This window comes from Sphingopyxis lindanitolerans (assembly GCF_002993885.1).
GTDB lineage: Bacteria > Pseudomonadota > Alphaproteobacteria > Sphingomonadales > Sphingomonadaceae > Sphingopyxis > Sphingopyxis lindanitolerans.
Window position 1 is genome coordinate 2,348,183 of record NZ_CM009578.1, and the last position, 20,085, is coordinate 2,368,267.

23 protein-coding genes are annotated in these 20,085 nt (G+C 68.7%); 15 read left to right on the forward strand and 8 right to left on the reverse strand.

Features of this window, described 5'->3' with window-relative positions:
• Positions 1-73 precede the first annotated feature (73 nt).
• The 5 genes from CVO77_RS11345 (at position 74) to CVO77_RS11365 (ending at position 5,761) form a co-directional block, all read left to right on the forward strand.
• Complete coding sequence (locus tag CVO77_RS11345; RefSeq protein ID WP_105999152.1) at positions 74-1,150, forward strand: type III polyketide synthase; 1,077 nt, start codon at positions 74-76, stop codon at positions 1,148-1,150.
• A complete protein-coding gene (locus CVO77_RS11350; RefSeq protein ID WP_242445907.1) occupies positions 1,147-1,875 on the forward strand; it encodes a methyltransferase domain-containing protein in 729 nt (242 codons plus the stop codon). Before CVO77_RS11345 ends, CVO77_RS11350 begins: the two co-directional genes overlap by 4 nt.
• A gap of 4 nt (positions 1,876-1,879) precedes the next feature.
• Positions 1,880-2,974 (forward strand): NAD(P)/FAD-dependent oxidoreductase, encoded by a 1,095-nt coding sequence (locus tag CVO77_RS11355; RefSeq protein WP_105999153.1) that lies wholly within the window; start codon positions 1,880-1,882, stop codon positions 2,972-2,974.
• A 113-nt stretch (positions 2,975-3,087) separates the two neighbouring features.
• Positions 3,088-3,495, forward strand: coding sequence for a peptide-methionine (R)-S-oxide reductase MsrB (gene msrB / locus CVO77_RS11360; RefSeq protein ID WP_105999154.1), 408 nt, complete (start codon positions 3,088-3,090; stop codon positions 3,493-3,495).
• Positions 3,496-3,547: 52 nt separating this feature from the next.
• Positions 3,548-5,761, forward strand: a complete 2,214-nt coding sequence (locus CVO77_RS11365) for a transglycosylase domain-containing protein (RefSeq protein ID WP_105999155.1) — start codon at positions 3,548-3,550, stop codon at positions 5,759-5,761.
• On the opposite strand, the gene CVO77_RS11370 is transcribed toward CVO77_RS11365, so the two are convergent.
• Genes CVO77_RS11370 through CVO77_RS11380 form a run of 3 tightly spaced genes read right to left on the reverse strand, consistent with a single transcriptional unit; the run spans position 5,746 to position 7,548 of the window.
• Entirely contained in the window at positions 5,746-6,474 is a 729-nt protein-coding gene (locus CVO77_RS11370; RefSeq protein ID WP_242445908.1) for a M48 family metallopeptidase, read from the reverse strand. The genes CVO77_RS11365 and CVO77_RS11370 overlap by 16 nt on opposite strands.
• Positions 6,455-6,907 carry a YcgN family cysteine cluster protein gene (locus CVO77_RS11375; protein ID WP_105999156.1) on the reverse strand — a complete coding sequence of 151 codons (453 nt, stop codon included), beginning with the start codon at positions 6,905-6,907 and terminating at the stop codon, positions 6,455-6,457. The genes CVO77_RS11370 and CVO77_RS11375 overlap by 20 nt, the downstream gene beginning before the upstream one ends.
• Positions 6,904-7,548, reverse strand: a complete 645-nt coding sequence (locus CVO77_RS11380) for an SCO family protein (protein ID WP_105999157.1) — start codon at positions 7,546-7,548, stop codon at positions 6,904-6,906. Before CVO77_RS11380 ends, CVO77_RS11375 begins: the two co-directional genes overlap by 4 nt.
• Before the next feature lie 104 nt (positions 7,549-7,652).
• Between CVO77_RS11380 and CVO77_RS11385 the strand changes: the two genes are divergently transcribed.
• The 4 genes from CVO77_RS11385 to CVO77_RS11400 all read left to right on the forward strand — a co-directional run bounded on the left by CVO77_RS11385 (position 7,653) and on the right by CVO77_RS11400 (position 10,860).
• On the forward strand, positions 7,653-8,276 hold the full coding sequence (locus tag CVO77_RS11385) for an ankyrin repeat domain-containing protein (protein ID WP_105999158.1): 624 nt from the start codon (positions 7,653-7,655) through the stop codon (positions 8,274-8,276).
• Between the two features lie 211 nt (positions 8,277-8,487).
• Positions 8,488-9,765: a 3,4-dihydroxy-2-butanone-4-phosphate synthase gene (gene ribB, locus CVO77_RS11390; RefSeq protein ID WP_105999159.1), complete on the forward strand. Its 1,278-nt coding sequence runs from the start codon at positions 8,488-8,490 to the stop codon at positions 9,763-9,765.
• On the forward strand, positions 9,765-10,190 hold the full coding sequence (gene ribH, locus CVO77_RS11395; protein ID WP_105999160.1) for a 6,7-dimethyl-8-ribityllumazine synthase: 426 nt from the start codon (positions 9,765-9,767) through the stop codon (positions 10,188-10,190). Before ribB ends, ribH begins: the two co-directional genes overlap by 1 nt.
• Positions 10,183-10,860, forward strand: coding sequence for a hypothetical protein (locus CVO77_RS11400; protein ID WP_105999161.1), 678 nt, complete (start codon positions 10,183-10,185; stop codon positions 10,858-10,860). The genes ribH and CVO77_RS11400 overlap by 8 nt, the downstream gene beginning before the upstream one ends.
• Before the next feature lie 53 nt (positions 10,861-10,913).
• Here CVO77_RS11400 and CVO77_RS11405 read toward each other — a convergent pair whose 3' ends face one another.
• On the reverse strand, positions 10,914-11,999 hold the full coding sequence (locus CVO77_RS11405) for an alkene reductase (RefSeq protein ID WP_105999162.1): 1,086 nt from the start codon (positions 11,997-11,999) through the stop codon (positions 10,914-10,916).
• A gap of 113 nt (positions 12,000-12,112) precedes the next feature.
• Between CVO77_RS11405 and CVO77_RS11410 the strand changes: the two genes are divergently transcribed.
• The 6 genes from CVO77_RS11410 (at position 12,113) to CVO77_RS11435 (ending at position 16,974) form a co-directional block, all read left to right on the forward strand.
• A complete protein-coding gene (locus CVO77_RS11410; protein WP_242445909.1) occupies positions 12,113-13,021 on the forward strand; it encodes a DMT family transporter in 909 nt (302 codons plus the stop codon).
• 5 nt (positions 13,022-13,026) lie between these two features.
• The gene (locus CVO77_RS11415) at positions 13,027-13,704 is read left to right on the forward strand and encodes a COQ9 family protein (RefSeq protein ID WP_105999163.1); all 678 of its coding nucleotides are present in this window, start codon (positions 13,027-13,029) and stop codon (positions 13,702-13,704) included.
• Positions 13,705-13,778: 74 nt separating this feature from the next.
• Positions 13,779-14,027, forward strand: coding sequence for a FeoA family protein (locus CVO77_RS11420; protein WP_105999164.1), 249 nt, complete (start codon positions 13,779-13,781; stop codon positions 14,025-14,027).
• Positions 14,024-15,889 carry a ferrous iron transporter B gene (feoB, locus tag CVO77_RS11425; protein ID WP_105999165.1) on the forward strand — a complete coding sequence of 622 codons (1,866 nt, stop codon included), beginning with the start codon at positions 14,024-14,026 and terminating at the stop codon, positions 15,887-15,889. The genes CVO77_RS11420 and feoB overlap by 4 nt, the downstream gene beginning before the upstream one ends.
• Positions 15,890-15,922: 33 nt before the next feature.
• Positions 15,923-16,489 carry a single-stranded DNA-binding protein gene (ssb, locus tag CVO77_RS11430; RefSeq protein WP_105999166.1) on the forward strand — a complete coding sequence of 189 codons (567 nt, stop codon included), beginning with the start codon at positions 15,923-15,925 and terminating at the stop codon, positions 16,487-16,489.
• A 14-nt stretch (positions 16,490-16,503) separates the two neighbouring features.
• The gene (locus tag CVO77_RS11435) at positions 16,504-16,974 is read left to right on the forward strand and encodes an MmcB family DNA repair protein (RefSeq protein ID WP_105999167.1); all 471 of its coding nucleotides are present in this window, start codon (positions 16,504-16,506) and stop codon (positions 16,972-16,974) included.
• Between the two features lie 53 nt (positions 16,975-17,027).
• Here the strand turns inward: CVO77_RS11435 and CVO77_RS11440 are convergent, their stop codons facing one another.
• From CVO77_RS11440 to CVO77_RS11455, 4 genes are all read right to left on the reverse strand, one after another.
• A complete protein-coding gene (locus CVO77_RS11440; protein WP_105999168.1) occupies positions 17,028-17,642 on the reverse strand; it encodes a riboflavin synthase in 615 nt (204 codons plus the stop codon).
• Positions 17,643-17,649: 7 nt separating this feature from the next.
• Positions 17,650-18,612, reverse strand: a complete 963-nt coding sequence (gene ribD / locus CVO77_RS11445; RefSeq protein ID WP_106000793.1) for a bifunctional diaminohydroxyphosphoribosylaminopyrimidine deaminase/5-amino-6-(5-phosphoribosylamino)uracil reductase RibD — start codon at positions 18,610-18,612, stop codon at positions 17,650-17,652.
• 44 nt (positions 18,613-18,656) lie between these two features.
• A complete protein-coding gene (locus CVO77_RS11450) occupies positions 18,657-19,136 on the reverse strand; it encodes a hypothetical protein (protein WP_105999169.1) in 480 nt (159 codons plus the stop codon).
• Between the two features lie 494 nt (positions 19,137-19,630).
• Positions 19,631-20,080 (reverse strand): acyl-CoA thioesterase, encoded by a 450-nt coding sequence (locus CVO77_RS11455; RefSeq protein ID WP_105999170.1) that lies wholly within the window; start codon positions 20,078-20,080, stop codon positions 19,631-19,633.
• Positions 20,081-20,085: the final 5 nt, after the last annotated feature.

Consider the following 20,085-nt stretch of genomic DNA (forward strand, 5'->3'; position numbering starts at 1 on the left):
TGGTTAAGCCGCGGTAAAGCCGACTGCGCGCTTATCGGCTGGCGGGGGTGCCCCTTTCGGTCTAACCAGCGCCATGAGCAGCCCCCCGCTCCGCCCACCTTCTGTCCGCCTCAATGCTCTCGCCACCGCGGTGCCGGGTCACGACATCCATCACGCCTTTATCGATTGGGCGACGCCGCGTCTCGCCGACGAGCGCGTCCGCGCACTCTTCGCGCGGATGGCGGCGCGGTCGGGGATCGACCATCGCTGGTCGGTGCTGCCGCCGACACCGACGGGCGGTTCGCCGGTCGCGCCGGGCGGCTTCTACGACCATCCCGGCCTTCCCCCGACCTCGGTGCGGATGGCGGCCTATGCCGATCATGCCCCCGACCTTGCGATGCAGGCGATCGCAGCGCTCGGCGATGCCTTCGACCCCGCGCGCGTCACTCATATCGTCGTCGCAAGCTGCACCGGCTTCGTCGCGCCGGGGATCGACCAGATCCTCGCGCGCCGGCTGAAGCTGGCGCCGAGCGTCGAGCGCGTGCTGATCGGATTCATGGGCTGCTATGCCGGGATCACTGCGTTGCGCACCGCGCGGCATATCGTGCGGTCGCAGGCCGACGCCGTCGTGCTGGTCGTCAGCGTCGAATTATCGACGCTGCACCTGCAACTCGAGGATCGCCCCGAACCCTTGCTCGCGATGCTGCAATTCAGCGACGGCGCGGCGGCGGGGATCGTCTCGGCCGATGCGAGCGGACTCGAACTGGGCGAGGGGATCAGCCTCGCGCTCGAGGACAGCGCCGAGATGATCCGCTGGGACATCGGTGACACCGGCTTTGCGATGCATCTGTCGGGCGAAGTGCCCGGCCGCCTGCGCGAGGCGCTGGCGGCGCCTCCGGTGCGCGAGCGGCTGTTCGGAGGCGGCACGCCGCCGCTGCTCGCGGTCCACGCCGGCGGCCGCTCAGTACTCGACGCGGTCGAACATGGACTGGACGTGCCCGCCGATGCGCTCGCCGACAGCCGCGCGGTGCTGGCGCGCTTCGGCAATATGTCGTCGGCGACGATCCTGTTCGTGCTCGCCGCGATGATCGCACGCGGCGCGGCGGGGCAGGGGCTTGCGATCGCTTTCGGTCCCGGCCTCGCCGCCGAGGCGATCCGGTTCGACGCATGAACCCCTTCGCCAGCCTCGCCCGGCCGATCGCGCGCGAGGAAGAGATGGACGCGGCCGACCTGCCGCCCGCGCATTATGCGAAAGTGCTCGCCGACCTGTCGCGGATCAATGGTCTGACGCTCGCGCGGCGGCCGACCATGGGCTTTCTGGGCCGCGTCCGCGCGCGGGGGGTGGAAGCGGGGGGAATCGGGGCAAAGCCGTGGCGCATCCTCGACGTCGGCTTCGGCGCCGGCGACATGCTTTTGGCGATCGCGCGCTGGGGCGACGCGCACGGCGTCGCGCTCGATCTGGTGGGCGTCGATCTCAATCCGAAAAGCGCGCCCGTCGCCGCGGCGCGACTCGGCGACCGCGCGCGGCTGATCACCGGCGATTATCGCGACCTGGCGGGGCAGGGGTGGGACATCATCCTGTCGAGCCTTGTCACCCACCATATGGACGGCGGGCAGCGGCGCGATTTCCTGCGCTTCATGGAGGCGGAAGGCACGCGCGGCTGGCTGGTCAACGACCTGCATCGCCAGCGCCTGCCGTTCGCGGGCTATCCGCTGCTCGCGAGCCTGGCCCTGGTCGACCCGATCGTGCGCCGCGACGGGCAACTTTCGGTCGGCCGCAGCTTTCGCCGCGCCGAATGGCAGGCGACGCTCGCCGACGCGCTATCGGACACCGCGAGCCAATGCCGCATCTTCCGCAGCTTTCCCTACCGGCTCTGCGTCGAGCGCATCCGGTGACCCGGTGACCAGGCCCGACGCGATCGTCGTCGGCGCCGGGCCCGCCGGGTCGGCGGCGGCGATCGGGCTGGCGCGGGCGGGCGCGAAGCCGCTGCTGCTCGACCGCGCGCGCGAAACGGGCGACGCCCTGTGCGGCGGCTTCCTGAGCTGGCGGACGCTCGCGCGGCTCGACGCGCTCGGTATCGATCGCGCCGCGCTTGGCGGACAGACGGTCCGCCGCGTGCGGCTGTTCGCGGGCGAACGGGCGAGCGAGACGCGGCTGCCCCACGCGGCGATCGGCGTGTCGCGCCGCCGACTCGACGCCGCCTTGCAGGCCGCCGCCGCTGCCGCGGGCGCGGGCCTGGAGCGCGGCGTCCACGCAACGGCGTTTGCGGGCGGCGCGGTGCAGACGCGCGACGGCGCTGCGCTCGCCGCGCCGTCGATCTTCCTCGCCGCGGGCAAGCATGGCTTTCGCGGTTTCGCGCGCGATCCCGCGCCGTGGCAGCGCGCCGATCCCGTCATCGGCCTGCGGCTCCGCCTTCCCGCGCACCCGGCGCTCGATCGTCTCGTCGGCGATGCGGTCGAGCTTCACCTCTTCGATCGCGGCTATGCCGGGCTGGTGCGGCAGGAGGGTGGCTGCGGCAACCTCTGCCTCGCGGTCCACAAGTCACGCCTCGACGAAGCGGGCGGCGACCCGACGGCGCTGCTCCGCGCGCTCGGCGACGGCTTGCCGCATCTTGGCGAGCGACTCGCGCACGCCGACTGGGCGCGCCCGATCGATGCGATCGGCCATGTCCCCTATGGCTGGCGCGCGGCCGACACCGCGCCGGGCCTGTTCCGCCTCGGCGACCAGGCGGGGGTGATCCCGAGCCTGGCGGGTGAAGGCATGGGACTCGCCCTTGCCAGCGCCGCGGCCGCGGCGCTGGCCTGGCAGCGCGGCGGCGCGGCGGCGGCCCCCGCTTTCCAGCAAGCGCTCGCTACGCGCATGGCGCGGCCCTTCGCCGTCGCGAACCTGATCTGGCGCGCGGGCGAAAACCGGCGCAGCGCCGGTTTGTTGACGGCAATCGCGGCGGCTTTTCCGTCGCTGGTGCGCTTTGCGTCGCAGATGACGCGCGTTTAGGGGATTCGCGCAGAGGAGGCGCAGGCGTCCCTGGGGGCTTGTCGCGACCCGGCGCCGGGCCGATATAAGAGCCAGCCAGACGCCGCCGGGCGCCGCCGCAAGGAGTTCCCACCATGACCGACCCCAAAGCCGACAAGGCCCTCGACCCCATGGCGCAGCATGTGCTGCGCGAGGGCGGCACCGAGCGCGCCTTCACCGGCAAATATACCGACCACAAGGGCGACGGCGTCTATCGCTGCGCCGGCTGCGGCGAGCTTTTGTTCGACAGCCGCACCAAATATGACAGCGGGTCGGGTTGGCCCAGCTATACCGCGCCCGCCGCCGACGCGGCGGTGATCGAGCTGACCGACCAGAGCCACGGCATGGTCCGCACCGAAGTGCGCTGCGCACGGTGCGAGGGCCACCTCGGCCATGTCTTTCCCGACGGCCCCGGACCGACCGGGCTTCGCTACTGCATCAACAGCGCGGCGCTTGACTTCGCGGAGCGCGCGCCGGATGAGGCGGACACCGGCAAGGGCTGACCGCCCCCGCCGGTCGATGCAGCGGGGTTTCGCGAGGGAAGGAACATAGGGTTTGCGCCGCGAACGACAGCAGGCATCCTCGGGTAAATCGTCATCGTCGGGCAAGGGAGGCTCGGGCAAGGGCTCGCCCGCCGGTCCGTCGCGTTTCCGCATCTGGCTCCGGCGGCTGTTCCGCTGGGGGCTCGGCCTCGCCTTCGTCGGCGCGGTCGCGATCGCCGTCGCGGTCGGCATCGCGGTGCAGCGCATCCCGAGCTTCGAGGAGCTCAAGAAATCGCCCGCCGGGCAGACGATCCGCGTCCACGCCGCCGACGGCACGGTCTTTCTCTCGCTCGGCCCCAATTACGGCCGCTGGCTGACGCTGACCGAGACGCCGCAGGTGATGCAGGACGCGATGGTCGCGGTCGAGGATCGCCGCTTTCGCTATCATCCGGGGATCGATCCCGTCGGCATAAGCCGCGCCGCGGTGTTCGCGGTCGAACATTATGGCACCGGCCGCCGCATGCAGGGCGCCTCGACGATCACCCAGCAGCTTGCGCGCAACATCTTTCTGTCGAACAGCTATACCTGGACGCGCAAGGCGCGCGAAATGGTGCTCGCGCTCGCGCTCGAATGGAAATTCTCGAAGGACGAGCTGCTCGAACTTTATTTGAACAAGGTGTATTTCGGCGGCGGCAGCTATGGCATCGACGCCGCATCGCGGCGCTTCTTCGGGCATAGCGCGACCGAGATGTCGCTGTCGGAGGCCGCGGTGGTCGCGGGGCTGGTCAAGGCGCCGTCGCGCTATTCGCCGACCGCCGACGCCGCCGCCGCGCTCGGCCGGTCGGGGGTCGTCCTCGAAACGATGGTCGATGCGGGCTTCATCACCCAGTCGCAGGCCGATGGCGCGAAACCCGCCGACGTCCAGCTTGCGCAGGAAACGGGGCAGAACAGTGCGCGCTATTTCACCGACTGGGCGCTGCCGCAGCTCGACATGCTGATCGACGAGGGCAGCGAGGCGCTCGACGTCTTTACCACCCTCGACCTTGGCATGCAGCGCGCGGCGACCGCGGCGGTCCAGGCCGACACGCCGAAGGGCGTGCAGGCGGCGCTGGTCTCGATCGACCGCGACGGCGCGGTGCGCGCGATGGTCGGCGGCACCGACTATGTCGCCTCGAACTATAACCGCGCGACGCAGGCGCTGCGCCAGCCGGGATCGGCATGGAAGCTGTTCGTCTATATGGCCGCGCTCGAAGCGGGGCATAAGGTTGACGACCAGGTGGTCGATGAACCGGTGACGATCAACGGCTGGAGCCCGCGCAACTCGTCGGGCCGCTTTGCTGGAGCGATGAGCCTGCGCACCGCCTTCGCTTATTCGGTCAACACCATCGCGGCGAAGCTGGGCGACGAGGTCGGCTTTTCGTCGGTCGCCAACATGGCGCGCCGCTTCGGCATCACGACGCCGATCAACACCCACCCCTCGATGGTGCTCGGCAGCGCCGAGGTGCGGGTGATCGACATGACCGCCGCCTTCGCCGCGGTCGCGCGCAAGGGCGTGTCGGCGCAGCCTTATGCGATCACCAAGGTCACGACCGCCGACGGGCGGCTGCTCTTTCAGCGGCCGGCCGAGCGCGGGCAACTGCTCGTCGATAGCTGGGTCGCCGCCGGAATCACCGACCTTCTTCAGACCGCGGTCGCGACCGGGACCGGCCGCGCGGCGCAGATCGGGCGCCCCGTCGCGGGCAAGACCGGGACGACGTCGAGCAACAAGGACGGCTGGTTCCTCGGCTTTTCGAGCGGCCTCACCACCGGCGTGTGGATGGGCCGCGACGATGCAAAGCCGGTCGGGGGCCTCCAGGGTGGCCGCGCTCCGGCCAAGGCCTTTGCCGATTATATGCGGATCGCGGTCGCGCGCCGCCCGGTCGAGCCTTTCGACACTCAGGTCAAGCTGCCCGAATGGCAGCTCGAGGACGAAAGCGACGCCTATCTGGGCGAGCCGGGCGACGAAGGGCTGACCGACGACAATGGCATGCCGATCGAGCTTCCCTATGACAGCCGCCCCCCGCAGCAGCAGCAGGGCGACGCGCCGCCGCCGCCGCCGCAGGACGAGAGTCCGGTGCTCAACCAGCAATGGATCGAGGAACAGACCGGCCGCCGCCCGCCGCCGCCCGACTCGGGCGCGGCGCCCAAGGCGGTGCCGCAGCTAAAGACGGTGCCCGCGCCGCCGCCGCCGAAGATTCCGGCACCGCAGCGCACGCCGGGCGGCGAGGGCCGTCAGCCGAACCTGTAGCGGTGCAGCCCGCGCCCTTCGCGGCGCAGCCAGGCGCGCGCGGCGGCGACGTCGCCGCCGTGCAGTTCATCGACCAGCGCGTGAAAATCGGGGCCGTGATCCATGTGCCGCAGATGCGCGACCTCGTGCGCGACGGTCGCGCGGCGGACTTGATCGGGCGCCATCACCAGCCGCCAGCTATAGCGAAGATCGCCGCCGTGGGTGCAACTGCCCCAGCGGCTGCGCGGGTCGCCGACCCCGACGCGGCCGAGGCCAAGCCCCGCGCGGTCGGCGATCTCACGGCTTTCGCGCGTCATGATCGCGAGCGCTTCGGCCTTCAGCCAGCGCTCGATGCGGCGGCCGACGGTTTCGGCGGGTCCGCCGACTGTCACGGCGTCGCCCGCCAGTCGCACCGCGCGCGGCGCATCCGGATTCCAGTCGATGCGGCGCAAAACCCCAAAGACGGGCACCGAATCGCCCGGGCCGACGCACAGCGGCGCGGCGGCTTTGCCGACCTGTTCGGCCAGCCACTCCTGCTGCTCGCTTGCCCATTTGAGCGCGCGCGCCGCATTGGCGCGGCGCGGCAGCGTCAGCCGCAATTCGCCGCGCGCGCCGTCGAAGATCAGCTTGTAGCGGCGCGACTGGGCGTGATGGACAAGCCGCACCGGCCACGGCGTCTCACCGACCCATAGCTGGGGCCGGTCGCCCTGAAGGTCAGACGACGCGTTCGACAAGATGATTCTCCAGCGGACCCGCCATATCCTCGGCCACCGTCCAGCCGACGATCGATTCGCCCGCGCGGTGGACAGCGTCGCGGTCGCCGCAGACCAGATAATGCCATTCGGGCAGCGGCTCGCCCTCGGCGCGCAGGCGATAGGCGCAGGTCTGCGGCAGCCATTCGATGTCGGCGACCTTGGTCTTGGTCAGCGTCAGGCAGTCGGGGACATGGCGGCGGCGATGCCGGTAATCGCCGCAGCGCGCGGTCGACAGGTCGAGCAAGCGGCACGCGACATTGGTCGGATAGATGCGGCCCGTGTCCTCATCCTCGAGCTTGTGGAGGCAGCATTTGCCGCAGCCGTCGCACAGGGCCTCCCACTCGCCCGCATCGAGGCTGGCGAGTGGCGCTTCCCAGAAGGGGCGCTCCGCGGCGGCGCCCCTCGCGGTCATATCACCCATTTCGCCAGGTCGGCGGCGACCTTGTCGGGCGCGCCCTCGTCGCCATCGGTCGACGGGTCGTCGAGCGGCAGCAGCGCGAGCGGCTTGCCCTGCGGGTCCATCAGGAACGCCAACTGGCTGTGCGCCATCAGATAGCGGTCGGGCGCCGAGCCCGGCACCTTGTTGTAAATGACGACAAAGGCTTTCGCGACCGCGGCGATCTGTTCGGGGGTGCCGGTCAGGCCCAGGAGGCGCGGGTGATAGCGGCTGACGAAGGGTTTCAGCGCGGCGGGCGTGTCGCGTTCGGGGTCGATCGTGATGAACATCGGCGCGATCTTCGCCCCGCGCGCCGGGTCGCTCTTTTCGAACGCCGCCAGGCCGCGCATCAGCTTTTGCAGGTCGACCGGACAGATGTCGGGGCAATAGCTGTAGCCGAAATAGACGAGGCGATATCGGCTCGCAAAGTCGGTATCGCGCACGGTCTTGCCGTCCTGGTCGATCAGGGTGAACGGCCCGCCGATCTTTGCGCCCGCGAGCGGCGGGGTGGCGGCGGGCGCGTCGGATGAGGGGTTGCAGCCCGCAAGCATCGCGCCAAGAAGCAGAAGCAGACTTGAACGGACGAGCTTTTGCCCCATGTTTGCGATATTCATCATGCGGCCAGCCTTGATCGGCTAGGGCATGAAAATCAACCATTGTCGTGCGGGCGGCGCAATTGGCTTCACCCGATCCGCGACATATTGCGAGGGGGTCGCCCACCATGTTCCGACGCGCGGAATTCCGCTTTGCCTTCCTGACCCTGCTCGCCGCCGCGGCGGCGGGTGCGCTGGCGCCCGCCCCGGCGTTCGCCCAGTTCCGCGGCGCCTATGGCTTCCTCCAGGCCGTCGACAATCGCGACGGCACCAAGGCGACCGAGGCGCTGAAGGACGACCCGTCCTTCGTCAACACGCGCAACCCCGACACCGGCGAGACCGCGCTGATCCTCGTCGCCAAGCGGCGCGACCCGACCTGGCTGCGCTTCCTGATCGGCAAGGGCGCCGACCCGTCGATCGCCGACCGGCAGGGCGTCACGCCGCTGATGCACTGCGCGCTGCTCAATTTCACCGATGGCGCCGAAGCGCTGCTCGACGCGAAGGCCCCCGTCGATCAGACCAACCGCCGCGGCGAGACCGCGCTGATCCTCGCCGTGCAGGCGAAAAATGCCGCGATGGTCCGCCTGCTCGTCCGCCACGGCGCAAGTCCCGACAAGAGCGATCATATCGCGGGCATGTCGGCGCGCGATTATGCCAAGCGCGACGACCGCACCGGCCAGTTCCTCACGCTGCTCGACGCCAAAGCCGCCGCCACGCCGCGCGATCCGGGGGCGGTGTTCGGGCCGAATTGATTCGCGGGATCGGCCGCAGGCCGGGAAACGATTCGCGCAGAGGCGCAGAGAACGCGAAGGAACCAGGCTGAATGTTCCCCCGCCTTCGCGGGGGAACAGGATAATTTCATTCCTCTGCGTTCTCTGCGCCTCTGCGCGAATAAGCCGTTACACCCCCCTACAATGTGATTTCTGCATTGACGCTCACACTATGATGTGAAACAAGTGCGGCATGTCCACACAGCTCCTCCACCGTATCCGCGCCATCGTCGAAGACGGCACCATGTCCCGCTCGGGACTGGCGCGCGCCGCGGGCCTGCACGCCAACAGCCTTCGCGACCTCGAGTCGGAGGGCTGGAACCCGACCGCCGAAACGCTGCGCAAGCTCGAAAACTGGCTTGCGCACGGCAGCGACCTGTCGCCGATGGCCAGCCCCGAGGAGATCATCGCCGAGGCGCGCAACGGCCGCATGTTCATCCTCGTCGACGACGAGGACCGCGAAAATGAGGGCGATCTCGTCATTCCGGCGCAGATGGCGACCCCCGACGCGATCAATTTCATGGCGACCCACGGCCGCGGCCTCGTCTGCCTGACGCTGACGCGCGGCCGGGTCGACACGCTCGGGCTCGAACTGATGAGCCGCAACAACGGCACGCGCCACGAAACCGCCTTCACCACCTCGATCGAGGCGCGCGAGGGCGTCACCACCGGCATTTCGGCGGGCGACCGCGCGCGCACCGTCGCGGTGGCGATCGACGCGGGCAAGACCCGCGACGACATCGTCACCCCGGGCCATATCTTTCCGCTGATCGCGCGCGACGGCGGCGTGCTGGTGCGCGCCGGCCATACCGAGGCGTCGGTCGATATCGCGCGGCTCGCCGGGCTCAACCCCTCGGGCGTGATCTGCGAGATCATGAACGACGACGGGACGATGGCGCGGCTCGCCGACCTCATCCCCTTCGCGCGCCGCCACGGGCTCAAGATCGGGACGATCGCCGACCTGATCGCCTATCGCAGCCGCACCGACCGGCTGGTCGTATGCGTTGCGGACGAGCCCTTCGAATCCGATTATGGCGGCGACTGGCGGCTCAAATCCTATCGCAACAAGGTCGATGGCTCGGTCAATCTGGTGCTCCAGAAGGGGCCGGTCGATCCCGAAGGCGTGACGTTGGTCCGCATGCACGCGGTGTCGATCTTCGACGATATCATGGGCCGCCCGGGTCCGCGGAAACGCCGCCTCCAGCGTTCGATGGACGCGGTCGGCGAGGCGGGCAGCGGCGTGATCGTGATGCTGATGCGCCCGCTCCCCGGCTCGGCCGATGCCGAAGCGGCCCCGGCCCCGGCCGGCGGCATGGACCTGCGCACCTATGGCATCGGCGCGCAGATCCTCGCCGACCTCGGCGTCCACGCGATGGAATTGCTCACCCCCACCCACAGCAATATCGTCGGCCTCGAAGGCTATGGCCTGTCGGTCGTCGGTGAACGTCCCATTCCCGGAGAGGTCGAATAATGGCGCATGTCCTGATCGTCGAAGCCCGCTTCTATTCGCACCTCAACGACATGCTGCTCGACGGCGTGCGCAGCGCACTCGATGCCGCGGGGCATAGCCACGAGACGGTGACCGTTCCCGGTGCCTTGGAAGTGCCCGCCGCCATTTCGCTAGCCGCCGACAGCGGCCGCTACGACGCCTATGTCGCGCTCGGCGTCGTGATTCGCGGCGAAACCTATCATTTCGAGGTGGTCTCGAACGAGAGCGCGCGTGGCATCATGGCGCTGACGCTCGACGGGCTGGCGATCGGCAACGGCATATTGACCGTCGAGAATGAGGAGCAAGCCCTTGCGCGCGCCGACAAGACGCGCAAGGATAAGGGCGGCGAGGCGGCGAAGGCTGCGCTCGCGATGCTCGCTTTGAAGGAACAGTTCGGCATTGGTTGATCGACCGCCTCCCAGCCGCTTTTCCGTCGTCGAGCGCGGCGGGCGGCTGGTGGTGATCGACAAGGAAACCGGCCAGACGCCGCTCAGCGCGGCCGAGCGCATGGATATTCACGATCGCAGCATGGGTGTCGAGCCGATCCGGCCCGCGAAACCCAGCGTCGCGCCCGACCTGTCGGCGGCGGCGCGCGCCGAATCGGGCCTGAGCGCGCGGCCCGCCCCGGCGCGGCAATCCGCGCCGACGGTCGCCGCCGCCACTCCCGCCGCCGCCGATGGCAAGGCGCGCATGGCCGCCGCGATCGCCGAACGCAGCAAAGGGCCGTGGGTTCAGCGGCCGACCGATCGCCCGGCGCTGAAATCGACCGCGCAGCCCGCGTCCAGCACCAGCCGGCCGCCGCCGCGCGCGGGTGGGCAGCGCAAGACGATCGTCACCGGCAAATGGTGGGATGCCAAGGGACCGCGAACGATCGAGCTTGGCCCCAAGGGGCAGCAGGTGCTGAGCGGCGGCTTCGTGACGATCGTCGTCGTCGTCCTGATCGCCGCGATCGTCGCGCTGCTCCTCGCGCCGCTGCTCCTCTTCGTCGGCGCTTTCCTGCTGTTCCGCTTCGGCGGGCAGATATTGGGCCCGATCGGCGCCGGGATCATCGACAAGGCGCTGGCCGAGAAAGGCTAAGCCGTCGCCCCCGCTGTTCGCCTTTGGCGGAAATCGGGGGCGACGCCGAGATATCAGGCCGTCACCAGCGCCGGATAATCGGTGTAACCTTCCGGCCCCGGCGAATACCAGGTCTGCGGATTGTCGGCGGCCCAATCGGTGCCGGTGCGGATGCGCTCGACGAGGTCGGGATTGCCGATGAACGGGCGGCCGAAGGCGATCGCGTCGGCAAGCCCGCTCGCCAGCGCGTCCTCGGCGAGCGCGACGTCATAATCGCTGTTGAGAATCAGCGGCCCGTTGAACGCCGCGCGGATCGCGGGCGACTGTCTTGGCACGTCGGTGCGTCCGAACGTCCCGTCGGGGCCGGGTTCGCGCAGTTCGAGGAAGGCGATGCCAAGCGCATCGAGCGCCGCGGCGGCGGCCGTGAACAGCGGTTCGGGGGCGCTGTCGTCGACCCCCTGCGAATCGCCGTTCGGCGACAGGCGCACCGCGACGCGGTCCTTGCCCCAGACGCCGATCAGCGCTTCGGTGACTTCGCGCAGCAGGCGGATGCGATTCGCGATCGGCCCGCCATAGTCATCGTCGCGCAGATTGCTGTTGTCGCGCAGGAACTGGTCGATCAGATAGCCGTTGGCGCCGTGAAGCTGAACCCCGTCAAAGCCCGCCTTCTTCGCATTTTCGGCCGCCTTGACATAATCGGCGATCACGCGCGGAATCTCGTCGAGCCGGAGCGGCCGGGCTTCCTCCAGGTCGCGGCGGCCGACCGGTGTATGCGCGCGGCCTTCGCCCTTGGTGGCCGAGGCCGAAACGGGCTGCTTGCCGTCGTTGAACACCGAATGGACGAGCCGCCCCATGTGCCAGAGCTGCGCGACGATCCGCCCGCCCGCGTCGTGGACCGCGTCGGTCACCGGCTTCCAGCCTTCGACCTGCGCCGCGGTCCACAGCCCCGGCGCGCTCGGCCAGCCGAGCCCTTCCTGCGAGATGCCGGTGGCTTCGGAGATGATCAGCCCGGCCGAGGCCCGCTGGCGGTAATAATCGCGCGCCAGGTCGTTCGGCACGAAACCCGGCCCGGCGCGACCGCGGGTCAGCGGCGCCATGATGATGCGGTTCGGTGCCTCGATGGCTCCCAGCTTGATCGGATCGAACAGTGATGCGGCCATAGTCCTTGCACCTTTCACTTTGTCCGCGACGACCCCATCGGTCGCCGCTATGGCCCGCGAAGCTATGGTTGCCGCGGCGCCAGCACAATGGTGGGTAGCAAAAGAAAATCTAAATGAGCAACAAGAGCGACAGCGTGGACATGGCACCCGTCGCGGCGACGACGAACCGCTGGGCCTTTGCCGCGCTCCTCGGCGGCAATCTCGCGTTGTCGCTGACCGCGCTCGTCGTGCGCTTCGCCGACACCGGGCCGGTCGCAGCGGGCCTGTGGCGCCTGTCGCTCGCGCTGCCGGTGCTGCTCGTGCTTGCCTGGCGCGAGACTGGCGGACGGATGCCGTCGCGCCGCGCCCTGGGGATCGCGACTGGAGCGGGGGTCTTTTTCGCGCTCGATCTCGCCGCCTGGCATCTCGGCATCCTGCAGACGAAGGTCGCCAACGCGACACTGTTCGGCAACAGCGCCAGCCTGCTGCTCGTGATATGGGGCATCATGCTGTCGCGGACCTGGCCGCGCGGCTGGCAGGCGCTGGCGGTCTTGCTCGCCTTCGCGGGGTCGGCGCTGCTCATGGGACAGAGTTACGAGGCGTCGGCGGCCTATCTGGCCGGTGATCTGTTGAGCTTGCTCGCGGGCGCGCTCTACACCGGTTATGTGCTGATGATGCAGCGCGTGCGCGGCGAGGTCGGGGCCTGGTCGGCGCTCGCTATCGCGTCCGCCGCCGGAATCCCGATCCTGCTCGGGACCGCGCTCGCGCTGGGCGAGGCGATTCTCCCGCATAACTGGACGCCGCTGATCATCCTCGCGGTGATGAGCCAGCTCGTCGGACAGGGCCTGCTGATCTGGGCGCTGCCGCGCTTTTCGCCGCTCGTCGTCGGGTTGACTCTGCTTGTCCAGCCGGTCGTCGCGGCGGTCGCGGGCTGGCTGGTCTTCGGCGAGACGCTGAGCCTGTGGGAGATATTCGGCGGCGCGATGGTCGCCGCCGCGCTCGTCCTGATAAGGTTGCCGAGCCGCGCGGCGCGGCCTATCTGATTCATATGGCCCAAAAGCTGAACACGTCCCTGCCCGCCGATCCGACGCTCGACGAGATTCGCGCCGCGCTCGCACCGCTGATCGCCGAAGGAGCCGCGTTCGACGGCTTCGGCAACGCCGCGCTCGCCGACGCCGCGCGCCGCGCCGGGGTCGATCCCGACCTAGCGCGGCTTGCCTTTCCCGGCGGCGCGCGCGACATGGTCGATGCCTGGTTCGCCGACATCGACGCGGCGATGGCGGCGGCCTGGCCGGCCGAAAAGCTTGCGACGCGCAAGATTCGCGAACGGATCACGACGCTTGTCGAAACGCGCATCGACCTGCTCGCGCCTGCCCGCGAATCGCTGCGCCGCGCCCTCGCGTTGCTCGCGCTGCCGACCAATGCACCGCACGCGGCAAGGCTCGGCTGGCGCGCCGCCGACCTGATGTGGCGGCTCGCGGGCGACACCGCGACCGACTATAATCACTACAGCAAACGCGCGATCCTCGGCGCGGTCTATGGTTCGACGATGGCGGTGTTGCTGAACGACGAAAGCGAAGGCTTCGCCGACACCCGCGCCTTCCTCGCGCGCCGCATCGACAGCGTGATGCGCTTCGAGGCCTGGAAACACCGCCGCGCCGCGCGCGGCATCGAACGGCCGAGCCTGGCCCGCTTCGTCGGCCGCCTGCGCTATCCGGGGCGCTGACGTTATCGGGGCGCTGACGGGCGATTTGCAATCAGGGCTGGCGTTCGCCTGCTGTTATTGATAATCGCTCGCAAATGATCGCGAAGCTCGATTCCTCGCCGCTCGGTCTCGCCGTGCGCATCGCCCGTATCGATTGGGCCGCGATGTCGGAGGACGAGGGACGCCGTCTGCGCGAATTCGGCCTGCTCGAAGGGTGTGAGGTCACCCCGCGCCATCGCGGCAGCATCTTTTCGCGCGATCCGCTCGCGCTGACGATCGGGCGGATGCAGGTGATCATCCGCGCGCGGCAGGCCGCGGCGATCGAGGTCGAGTCGACGATATGACCGGCGCGATCCCCTCCATCGCCCTTGTCGGCAATCCCAATGCCGGCAAGTCGAGTCTGTTCAACGCGCTGACCGGCGCGCGGCAAAAGATCGCCAATTATCCCGGCGTCACCGTCGAACGAAAGGCGGGGCATGCGAGCTTCGCCGACGGCCGGCCGCTGTCGCTGATCGACCTGCCCGGCACCTACAGCCTGATCCCCGCAAGCCTCGACGAGGCGGTGACGCGCGACGTCGTGCTCGGCAAACAGGTGGGCGAGACACGCCCCGACGCGCTGATCGTCGTCGTCGACGCCGCGAACCTCGACAATCATCTCTGCTTCGCGCTCGAACTGCTGTCGCTCGGCCTGCCGACGGTGATCGCGCTCAACATGCTCGACCTCGCGACCCGCGACGGGCTGACGCTCGATCCCGAACGGCTGTCGCGCGAACTCGGCGTGCCGGTGGTGCCGACCGTCGCGGTGCGCAGGCGCGGCCTTGCCGAGCTGCTCGAAGCGGTCGACGGCGCGATCGTCACGCACCGGCCACGCGCCGCCACGCCCGCGCCGCCGAACGACGCCTCGCTCCACCAGCGCGCCCGCGCGATCGCCCACGCCGCGACGATCGACGAGACTCCGGTGCGCCGCTGGACGCAGCGCGTCGACCAGGTCGTGCTCCATCCCGTCGCCGGCCTCCTCATCCTGCTCGCGCTGATGTTCGTGATGTTCCAGGCGGTCTATGCCGCCGCCGAGGCGCCCGCCGACTTTCTCGAGGGCGGGATCGGCATCCTGCAAGGCTGGGTCGTCGATGTCCTGCCCGACGGTTTCCTGCGCGGATTGATCGTCGAGGGGCTGCTCGCCGGGGTCGGCGCGGTGATCGTCTTCCTGCCGCAGATCCTGATCCTCTTCCTCTTCATCCTGCTGCTCGAGGCGTCGGGCTATATGACGCGCGCCGCCTTCCTGATGGACGGGCTGATGGGCAAGGTCGGGCTGTCGGGGCGCGGCTTCATCCCGCTCCTCTCCAGCTTCGCCTGCGCGGTTCCGGGGATCATGGCGACGCGCGCGATTCCCGACGAAAAGGACCGGCTGACGACGATCCTGATCGCACCGCTGATGACCTGTTCGGCGCGCATGCCGGTCTATACGCTGATCATCGGCGTTTTCATCCCCGCGCGCACGGTCGGCGGATCGCCGATCGGATTACAGGGCCTCGTCCTCTTCGGCCTGTTCCTGAGCGGTATCGTCGGCGCATTGCTCGTCGCCTATGTCCTTCGCCGGTCGGTGACCAAGGGCAATGCCGCGGGCTTCATGATGGAAATGCCGCGTTATCAATGGCCGCGCGCGGGCGACATCGCCATCGCGCTGTGGCAGCGCGCGTGGATCTTCCTGCGCCGCGCCGGCACGATCATCGCCGCGACCACCGTGGTGCTGTGGCTGCTCTTAAGCTTTCCCAAGGCGCCCGAAGGCAGCGCCGTGCGCCAGGTCGACTATAGCATCGCCGGCCATATCGCGAGCGGGCTGGAAATCGTCGTGAAGCCGATCGGCTTCAACCACGACATCGCGCTCGCGCTGATCCCCGCGATGGCGGCGCGCGAGGTCGCGGTGTCGGCGCTCGCCACCGCCAATGCGATCGATGCGGGCGATGACGAGGAAGCGGTGGCGATGTCGCTCGGCGAGCGCCTCCAGGGGCGTTGGAGCCTCGCGACCGCGCTCGCTTTTCTCGCCTGGTTCGTCTTCGCGCCGCAGTGCATCTCGACGATCGCGATCACCCGTCGCGAAACCAACGGGTGGAAATGGCCACTGTTCATGGTTGGCTATTTATTCGCACTCGCCTATGCCGCTGCTGGTATCACATATTGGACGGCCGTCGCCTTCGGACTCGGCTGATCCTTCCCACTTTCAAGCGGAGCGGAGCGGCGGATGGCAGGCAGCGTCAACAAGGTAATTTTGATCGGCAATCTGGGCGCCGATCCCGAAATCAAGTCATTCCAGAACGGCGGCAAGATCGCCAATATCCGCATCGCGACCTCCGAAAGCTGGAAGGACCGGATGACCGGCGAGCGCAAGGAGCGCACCGAATGGCATAATGTCGTCATCAACGGCGAGGGGCTGGTCGGGGTCGTCGAGCGCTTCCTCAAAAAAGGCTCGAAGGTCTATATCGAGGGCAGCCTGCGCACCCGCAAATGGCAGGATCGCGACGGCAACGACAAATATACGACCGAAGTCGTCATCGCGGGCATGGGCGGCACGCTGACCATGCTCGACGGCGCGCCGGGCGGCGGTGGATCGCGCGGCGGCGGCGACAGCTGGGGCCAAGGCGGCGGATCGAGTGGCGGTTCGGGCGGCGGCTGGGACCAGGGTAGCGGCGGCTCGGGCGGAAGCTCGGGTGGCGGCGGCTGGAACCAGGGCGGCGGCGGCAGCCCCGCCGGCGGCGGTGGCGGTCGGCCGCCCTTCGACGACGATCTGGACGACGACGTCCCCTTCTGAGGATCGACTGAGCGATGAGCGATCTGCTGACCGCCGCGGATGTCGCGCGCGGCGTGTGCCGGTTGTTCGCGCAGCAGGGGTTGGTTGCGATTCCTGAGGTGAGTTTGCCCAACGGGCGGCGCACCGACCTCACCGCGATCGACGCCAAAGGTCAGATCATCATCGTCGAGATCAAGGTCAGCCGCGCCGACCTGCACGGTGACGGCAAATGGCCCGACTATTGCGACTGGTGCGACCGCTTCTATTGGGCGCTGGCGGCCGGGCTCGACCCGGCGATTCTGGAAACGCCCGACTATCGCCCCGAAAGCTCGGGCCTGATCGTCGCCGATCGCTATGGCGCCGCGGTGGTCCGCGAAGCCGCAAGCCGCAACCTCGCCCCCGCGCGGCGCAAGGCCGAACTGCTGCGCATCGGCCGCCTCGCGATGCGCCGCGCGATGATCGCGGCGGACCCCGACCTGGCGGGGCCATGGGGCGAGGGACTCTGAAAGCGTTGCACGCGAGGGCGCAGAGAGATCAGCCTGAGCCGAATGGCCCCAAATTATCCCCGCGCCTGCATCCGCGCCAGATAGCGGGCGAGGATGTCTATCTCCAGATTCACCGCGCGCCCGGCCGCCGCTTCGTCGAGCGTCGTCATCTCCTGCGTGTGCGGGATGATGTTGAGCGTGAAATGCGCGGTGCCGCCCGGCTGGTCGATCACCTCGTTGACCGTCAGCGACACGCCGTCGAGCGTGATCGAGCCCTTGGGCGCGATATGCGGCGCGAGCGTGGCGGGCGCCTCGACGGTGATTTTCACGCTGTCGCCCACCGGCTCGATCGCGACGATCCGGCCCACCGCATCGACATGGCCGGTGACGATGTGCCCGCCAAGCTCGTCGCCGACGCGTAGCGCGCGTTCGAGGTTGAGGCGGCGGCCCGCGTCCCACATGCCGGGCGCGGTGCACGCGAGCGTTTCGGCGCTTGCGTCGATCGCGAACCAGTCGCCGTCGGCGTTGCTACCCTTGTCGACGACGGTCAGGCACGCGCCCGAACAGGCGATCGACGCGCCCAGATCGATACCGCCCGCGTCATAGCGCGTCGCGATGACGAGCCGCGTGTCGCCGCGATCCTCATGGGTCAATATGGTGCCGATGTCGGTGATGATGCCGGTGAACATATGCGCTTCAATCCCTTCGCACCCGCTCGTAGACGTCGAGTTGGTCGCTGCCAAGCAGGCGGCTGTCGGCAAGGCGCCAGCGGCCGTGTGCCTCGGCCAGGTCGGCCAGGCCGATATCGCCGAGCGCCGCCCGGCCGCCGCCGATCAGCATCGGCGCGCGATACAGCAGCAGCCGATCGACGCGGTCGGCGGCGAGAAAGGCCGCGGCGGCGCCCGCACCGCCCTCGACGAGCAGCGAATCGACGCCATCGATCGCCTCGGGCGACGATATGGCGGTCCACCCCGCAGGCGCCTTCCCGCGCGTCAGCAGCCATTTCGCCGGGCTGCGATCCTCCAGCCCCGGCAGCCGCACGTCGAGTCCCGGCGCGTCGGCGTCGAGCGTGCCGCGCCCGACGAGAATCGCCTGGTGCATCGCGCGTTCGAGATGGGCGTGCGCCCGCGCCCGCTCGCCGGTGATCCAGCGGCTCGACCCGTCGGCCATCGCGATGCAGCCGTCGAGCGAGGTCGCGAGCTTCAATGTCACGAACGGCCGCCCCCATGCGTGCCGCGTCCACCACGGCGCCATTGCTGCGCGCGCTTCGGCAGGCAGCAGCTCCTCGACGACCTCGACCCCCGCCGCGCGCAATCGGGCGATTCCGGCGCCGTCGGTGCGCGGGTCGGGGTCGCGAGCCGCGATCACCGCGCGCGCGATCCCCGCGGCAATCAGCAGGTCGCTGCACGCCGGGCCGCGCGCACTGGCATGTGCGCAGGGTTCGAGGCTGACATAGGCGGTCGCGCCGCGCGCCGCGTCGCCCGCCGCCGCGAGTGCCATCGCCTCGGCGTGCGGCCGCCCGCCGGGCTGAGTCCAGCCGCGCGCGACGACCCGGCCCCCCGCTTTCGCGGGGGCAGGCTGGACGAGGATGCAGCCGACATTGGGATTCGGCGCCGACGCGGGACGCCCGCGCCGCGACAATGCGATCGCGGCGGCCATCCAGTCGGCGTCGGTGTGCCCGCGCTGTATCAGGGTTGGGGGCATCAGGGTTGGGGTTTGGCCGTCGATGCTGCTCGCGGCCCGCGCGCGGCGCGTTCGGCCAGCGTCGAGTGCGTCTTCACCGGCTCGGGCTTCTTCATCGCCGCCGCCGCGACGGCGTCGCCCAGTGTCTCGCGCGTCACCCTGTCGGCTTCGGTCGAATCATATTCGACCCCCAGGCTTTTCGCGAGACGCTGAAATTCGGCGCGCTTTTCGGCATTGAGGCGCGTCGTCTCCTTTGCGCGCGCGACCCAGTCGGCGCGAATCTCACTCTCGCTCCGCGTCGATTTCCAATTCTCGAAATAGATGATCTGCGCCTTCGGCTTCTCATAGGGGATCAGATATTCCGAAACGCCGTGAAAGATGAACCAGGTCAGCGCGATCGCGACACCCCAGATCGCCCAGCGATGCGGGCGCGGTTCGCGGATATAGCCCCAGAAATCGCTGAAGCCGCCGGTGACATCCATATTGCTGAACATTCGCATGGCGCCAATTTAGGGGATGTCGATCGATATTGCGAGCGTCCGATATTATGGGGTCGATTGCGCGCGGCGCCTACAAAAGGGAGATGATTGCAAAAAATGCAACTGCGGATGCTCATTTCGCAGTTGCACAATTCATTGTGCAGTGCAATATCACCCTTGCCTTTTAGGCATCCTCTCCCAAAAACTTTCAAGGGTCGCCCTCGGGCGGCCCTTTTTTTCGACTTTTTTGGTTGAGAGGGTCGATTCGGTTCCTTTTGGCGATTTCCCCGCGCAGGCGAATGCCGGGTTTCGGGCGGGAAGCGACGCTTGGTATCTCCTACCTTCGTCATTCCCGCGAAAGCGGGAACCCAGTGTGGGGTCAGCCGACGCATGCTCTGGGTTCCCGCTTTCGCGGGAATGACAAAGAGGGGGAGGCGGCCGCTCCCCACCCCAAAGCGGCAACCCGCATCGGATTCACCATCCCTATGAAGATCGCCTTCGCAGCAGCGCGGGCTTCAGTCCTGCACCGGCGTCCGCGTTTCGAATCGCCGCACTTCGGCGATGAAGCTACCGGGCAAGGAGGTCGGCTGTCCGCTATCCCTGTCGATATGCGCGTAGCTGATCTCGATATCGGTCAGCCGTTCGTTCCCGCGAAAAATCCCGCAATGCAGAGTGAAGCTTTCCCGCCCGAACCGACTCACCCGCGCCGCGATGGTGATCAGCTCGTCGAGGCGCGCGGGAGCGTGATAGGCGATCTCGCAGTGCGTCTCGCGAATGTCTGTACCATATTGGTGAAAATAGGGGCCGGGCTGTCCCTCGCCGAGCGCGCGAAAATATTCGGTCACGCCGATATCGGCATAGACCAGATAATGCGCGTTGAAGACGATATTCTGGCCGTCGATCTCGTTGAAGCGGACGCGCACGGTCTCACGGACGCGAAAATCCTCGAGCGGACTTTGCTCCATCGCCG

Coding starts and splice junctions, on each gene's coding strand:
- CVO77_RS11415 (WP_105999163.1), top strand. CDS start 13,027: ATGGCCCAAAAGCTGAACACGTCCCTGCCCGCCGATCCGACGCTCGAC.
- CVO77_RS11420 (WP_105999164.1), top strand. CDS start 13,779: ATGATCGCGAAGCTCGATTCCTCGCCGCTCGGTCTCGCCGTGCGCATC.
- ribB (WP_105999159.1), top strand. CDS start 8,488: ATGTCCACACAGCTCCTCCACCGTATCCGCGCCATCGTCGAAGACGGC.
- CVO77_RS11405 (WP_105999162.1), bottom strand. CDS start 11,999: ATGGCCGCATCACTGTTCGATCCGATCAAGCTGGGAGCCATCGAGGCA.
- CVO77_RS11455 (WP_105999170.1), bottom strand. CDS start 20,080: ATGGAGCAAAGTCCGCTCGAGGATTTTCGCGTCCGTGAGACCGTGCGC.
- CVO77_RS11410 (WP_242445909.1), top strand. CDS start 12,113: ATGAGCAACAAGAGCGACAGCGTGGACATGGCACCCGTCGCGGCGACG.
- CVO77_RS11440 (WP_105999168.1), bottom strand. CDS start 17,642: ATGTTCACCGGCATCATCACCGACATCGGCACCATATTGACCCATGAG.
- CVO77_RS11435 (WP_105999167.1), top strand. CDS start 16,504: ATGAGCGATCTGCTGACCGCCGCGGATGTCGCGCGCGGCGTGTGCCGG.
- CVO77_RS11385 (WP_105999158.1), top strand. CDS start 7,653: ATGTTCCGACGCGCGGAATTCCGCTTTGCCTTCCTGACCCTGCTCGCC.
- feoB (WP_105999165.1), top strand. CDS start 14,024: ATGACCGGCGCGATCCCCTCCATCGCCCTTGTCGGCAATCCCAATGCC.
- CVO77_RS11350 (WP_242445907.1), top strand. CDS start 1,147: ATGAACCCCTTCGCCAGCCTCGCCCGGCCGATCGCGCGCGAGGAAGAG.
- ribD (WP_106000793.1), bottom strand. CDS start 18,612: ATGGCCGCCGCGATCGCATTGTCGCGGCGCGGGCGTCCCGCGTCGGCG.
- CVO77_RS11450 (WP_105999169.1), bottom strand. CDS start 19,136: ATGCGAATGTTCAGCAATATGGATGTCACCGGCGGCTTCAGCGATTTC.
- CVO77_RS11380 (WP_105999157.1), bottom strand. CDS start 7,548: ATGATGAATATCGCAAACATGGGGCAAAAGCTCGTCCGTTCAAGTCTG.
- ssb (WP_105999166.1), top strand. CDS start 15,923: ATGGCAGGCAGCGTCAACAAGGTAATTTTGATCGGCAATCTGGGCGCC.
- CVO77_RS11375 (WP_105999156.1), bottom strand. CDS start 6,907: ATGACCGCGAGGGGCGCCGCCGCGGAGCGCCCCTTCTGGGAAGCGCCA.
- ribH (WP_105999160.1), top strand. CDS start 9,765: ATGGCGCATGTCCTGATCGTCGAAGCCCGCTTCTATTCGCACCTCAAC.
- msrB (WP_105999154.1), top strand. CDS start 3,088: ATGACCGACCCCAAAGCCGACAAGGCCCTCGACCCCATGGCGCAGCAT.
- CVO77_RS11345 (WP_105999152.1), top strand. CDS start 74: ATGAGCAGCCCCCCGCTCCGCCCACCTTCTGTCCGCCTCAATGCTCTC.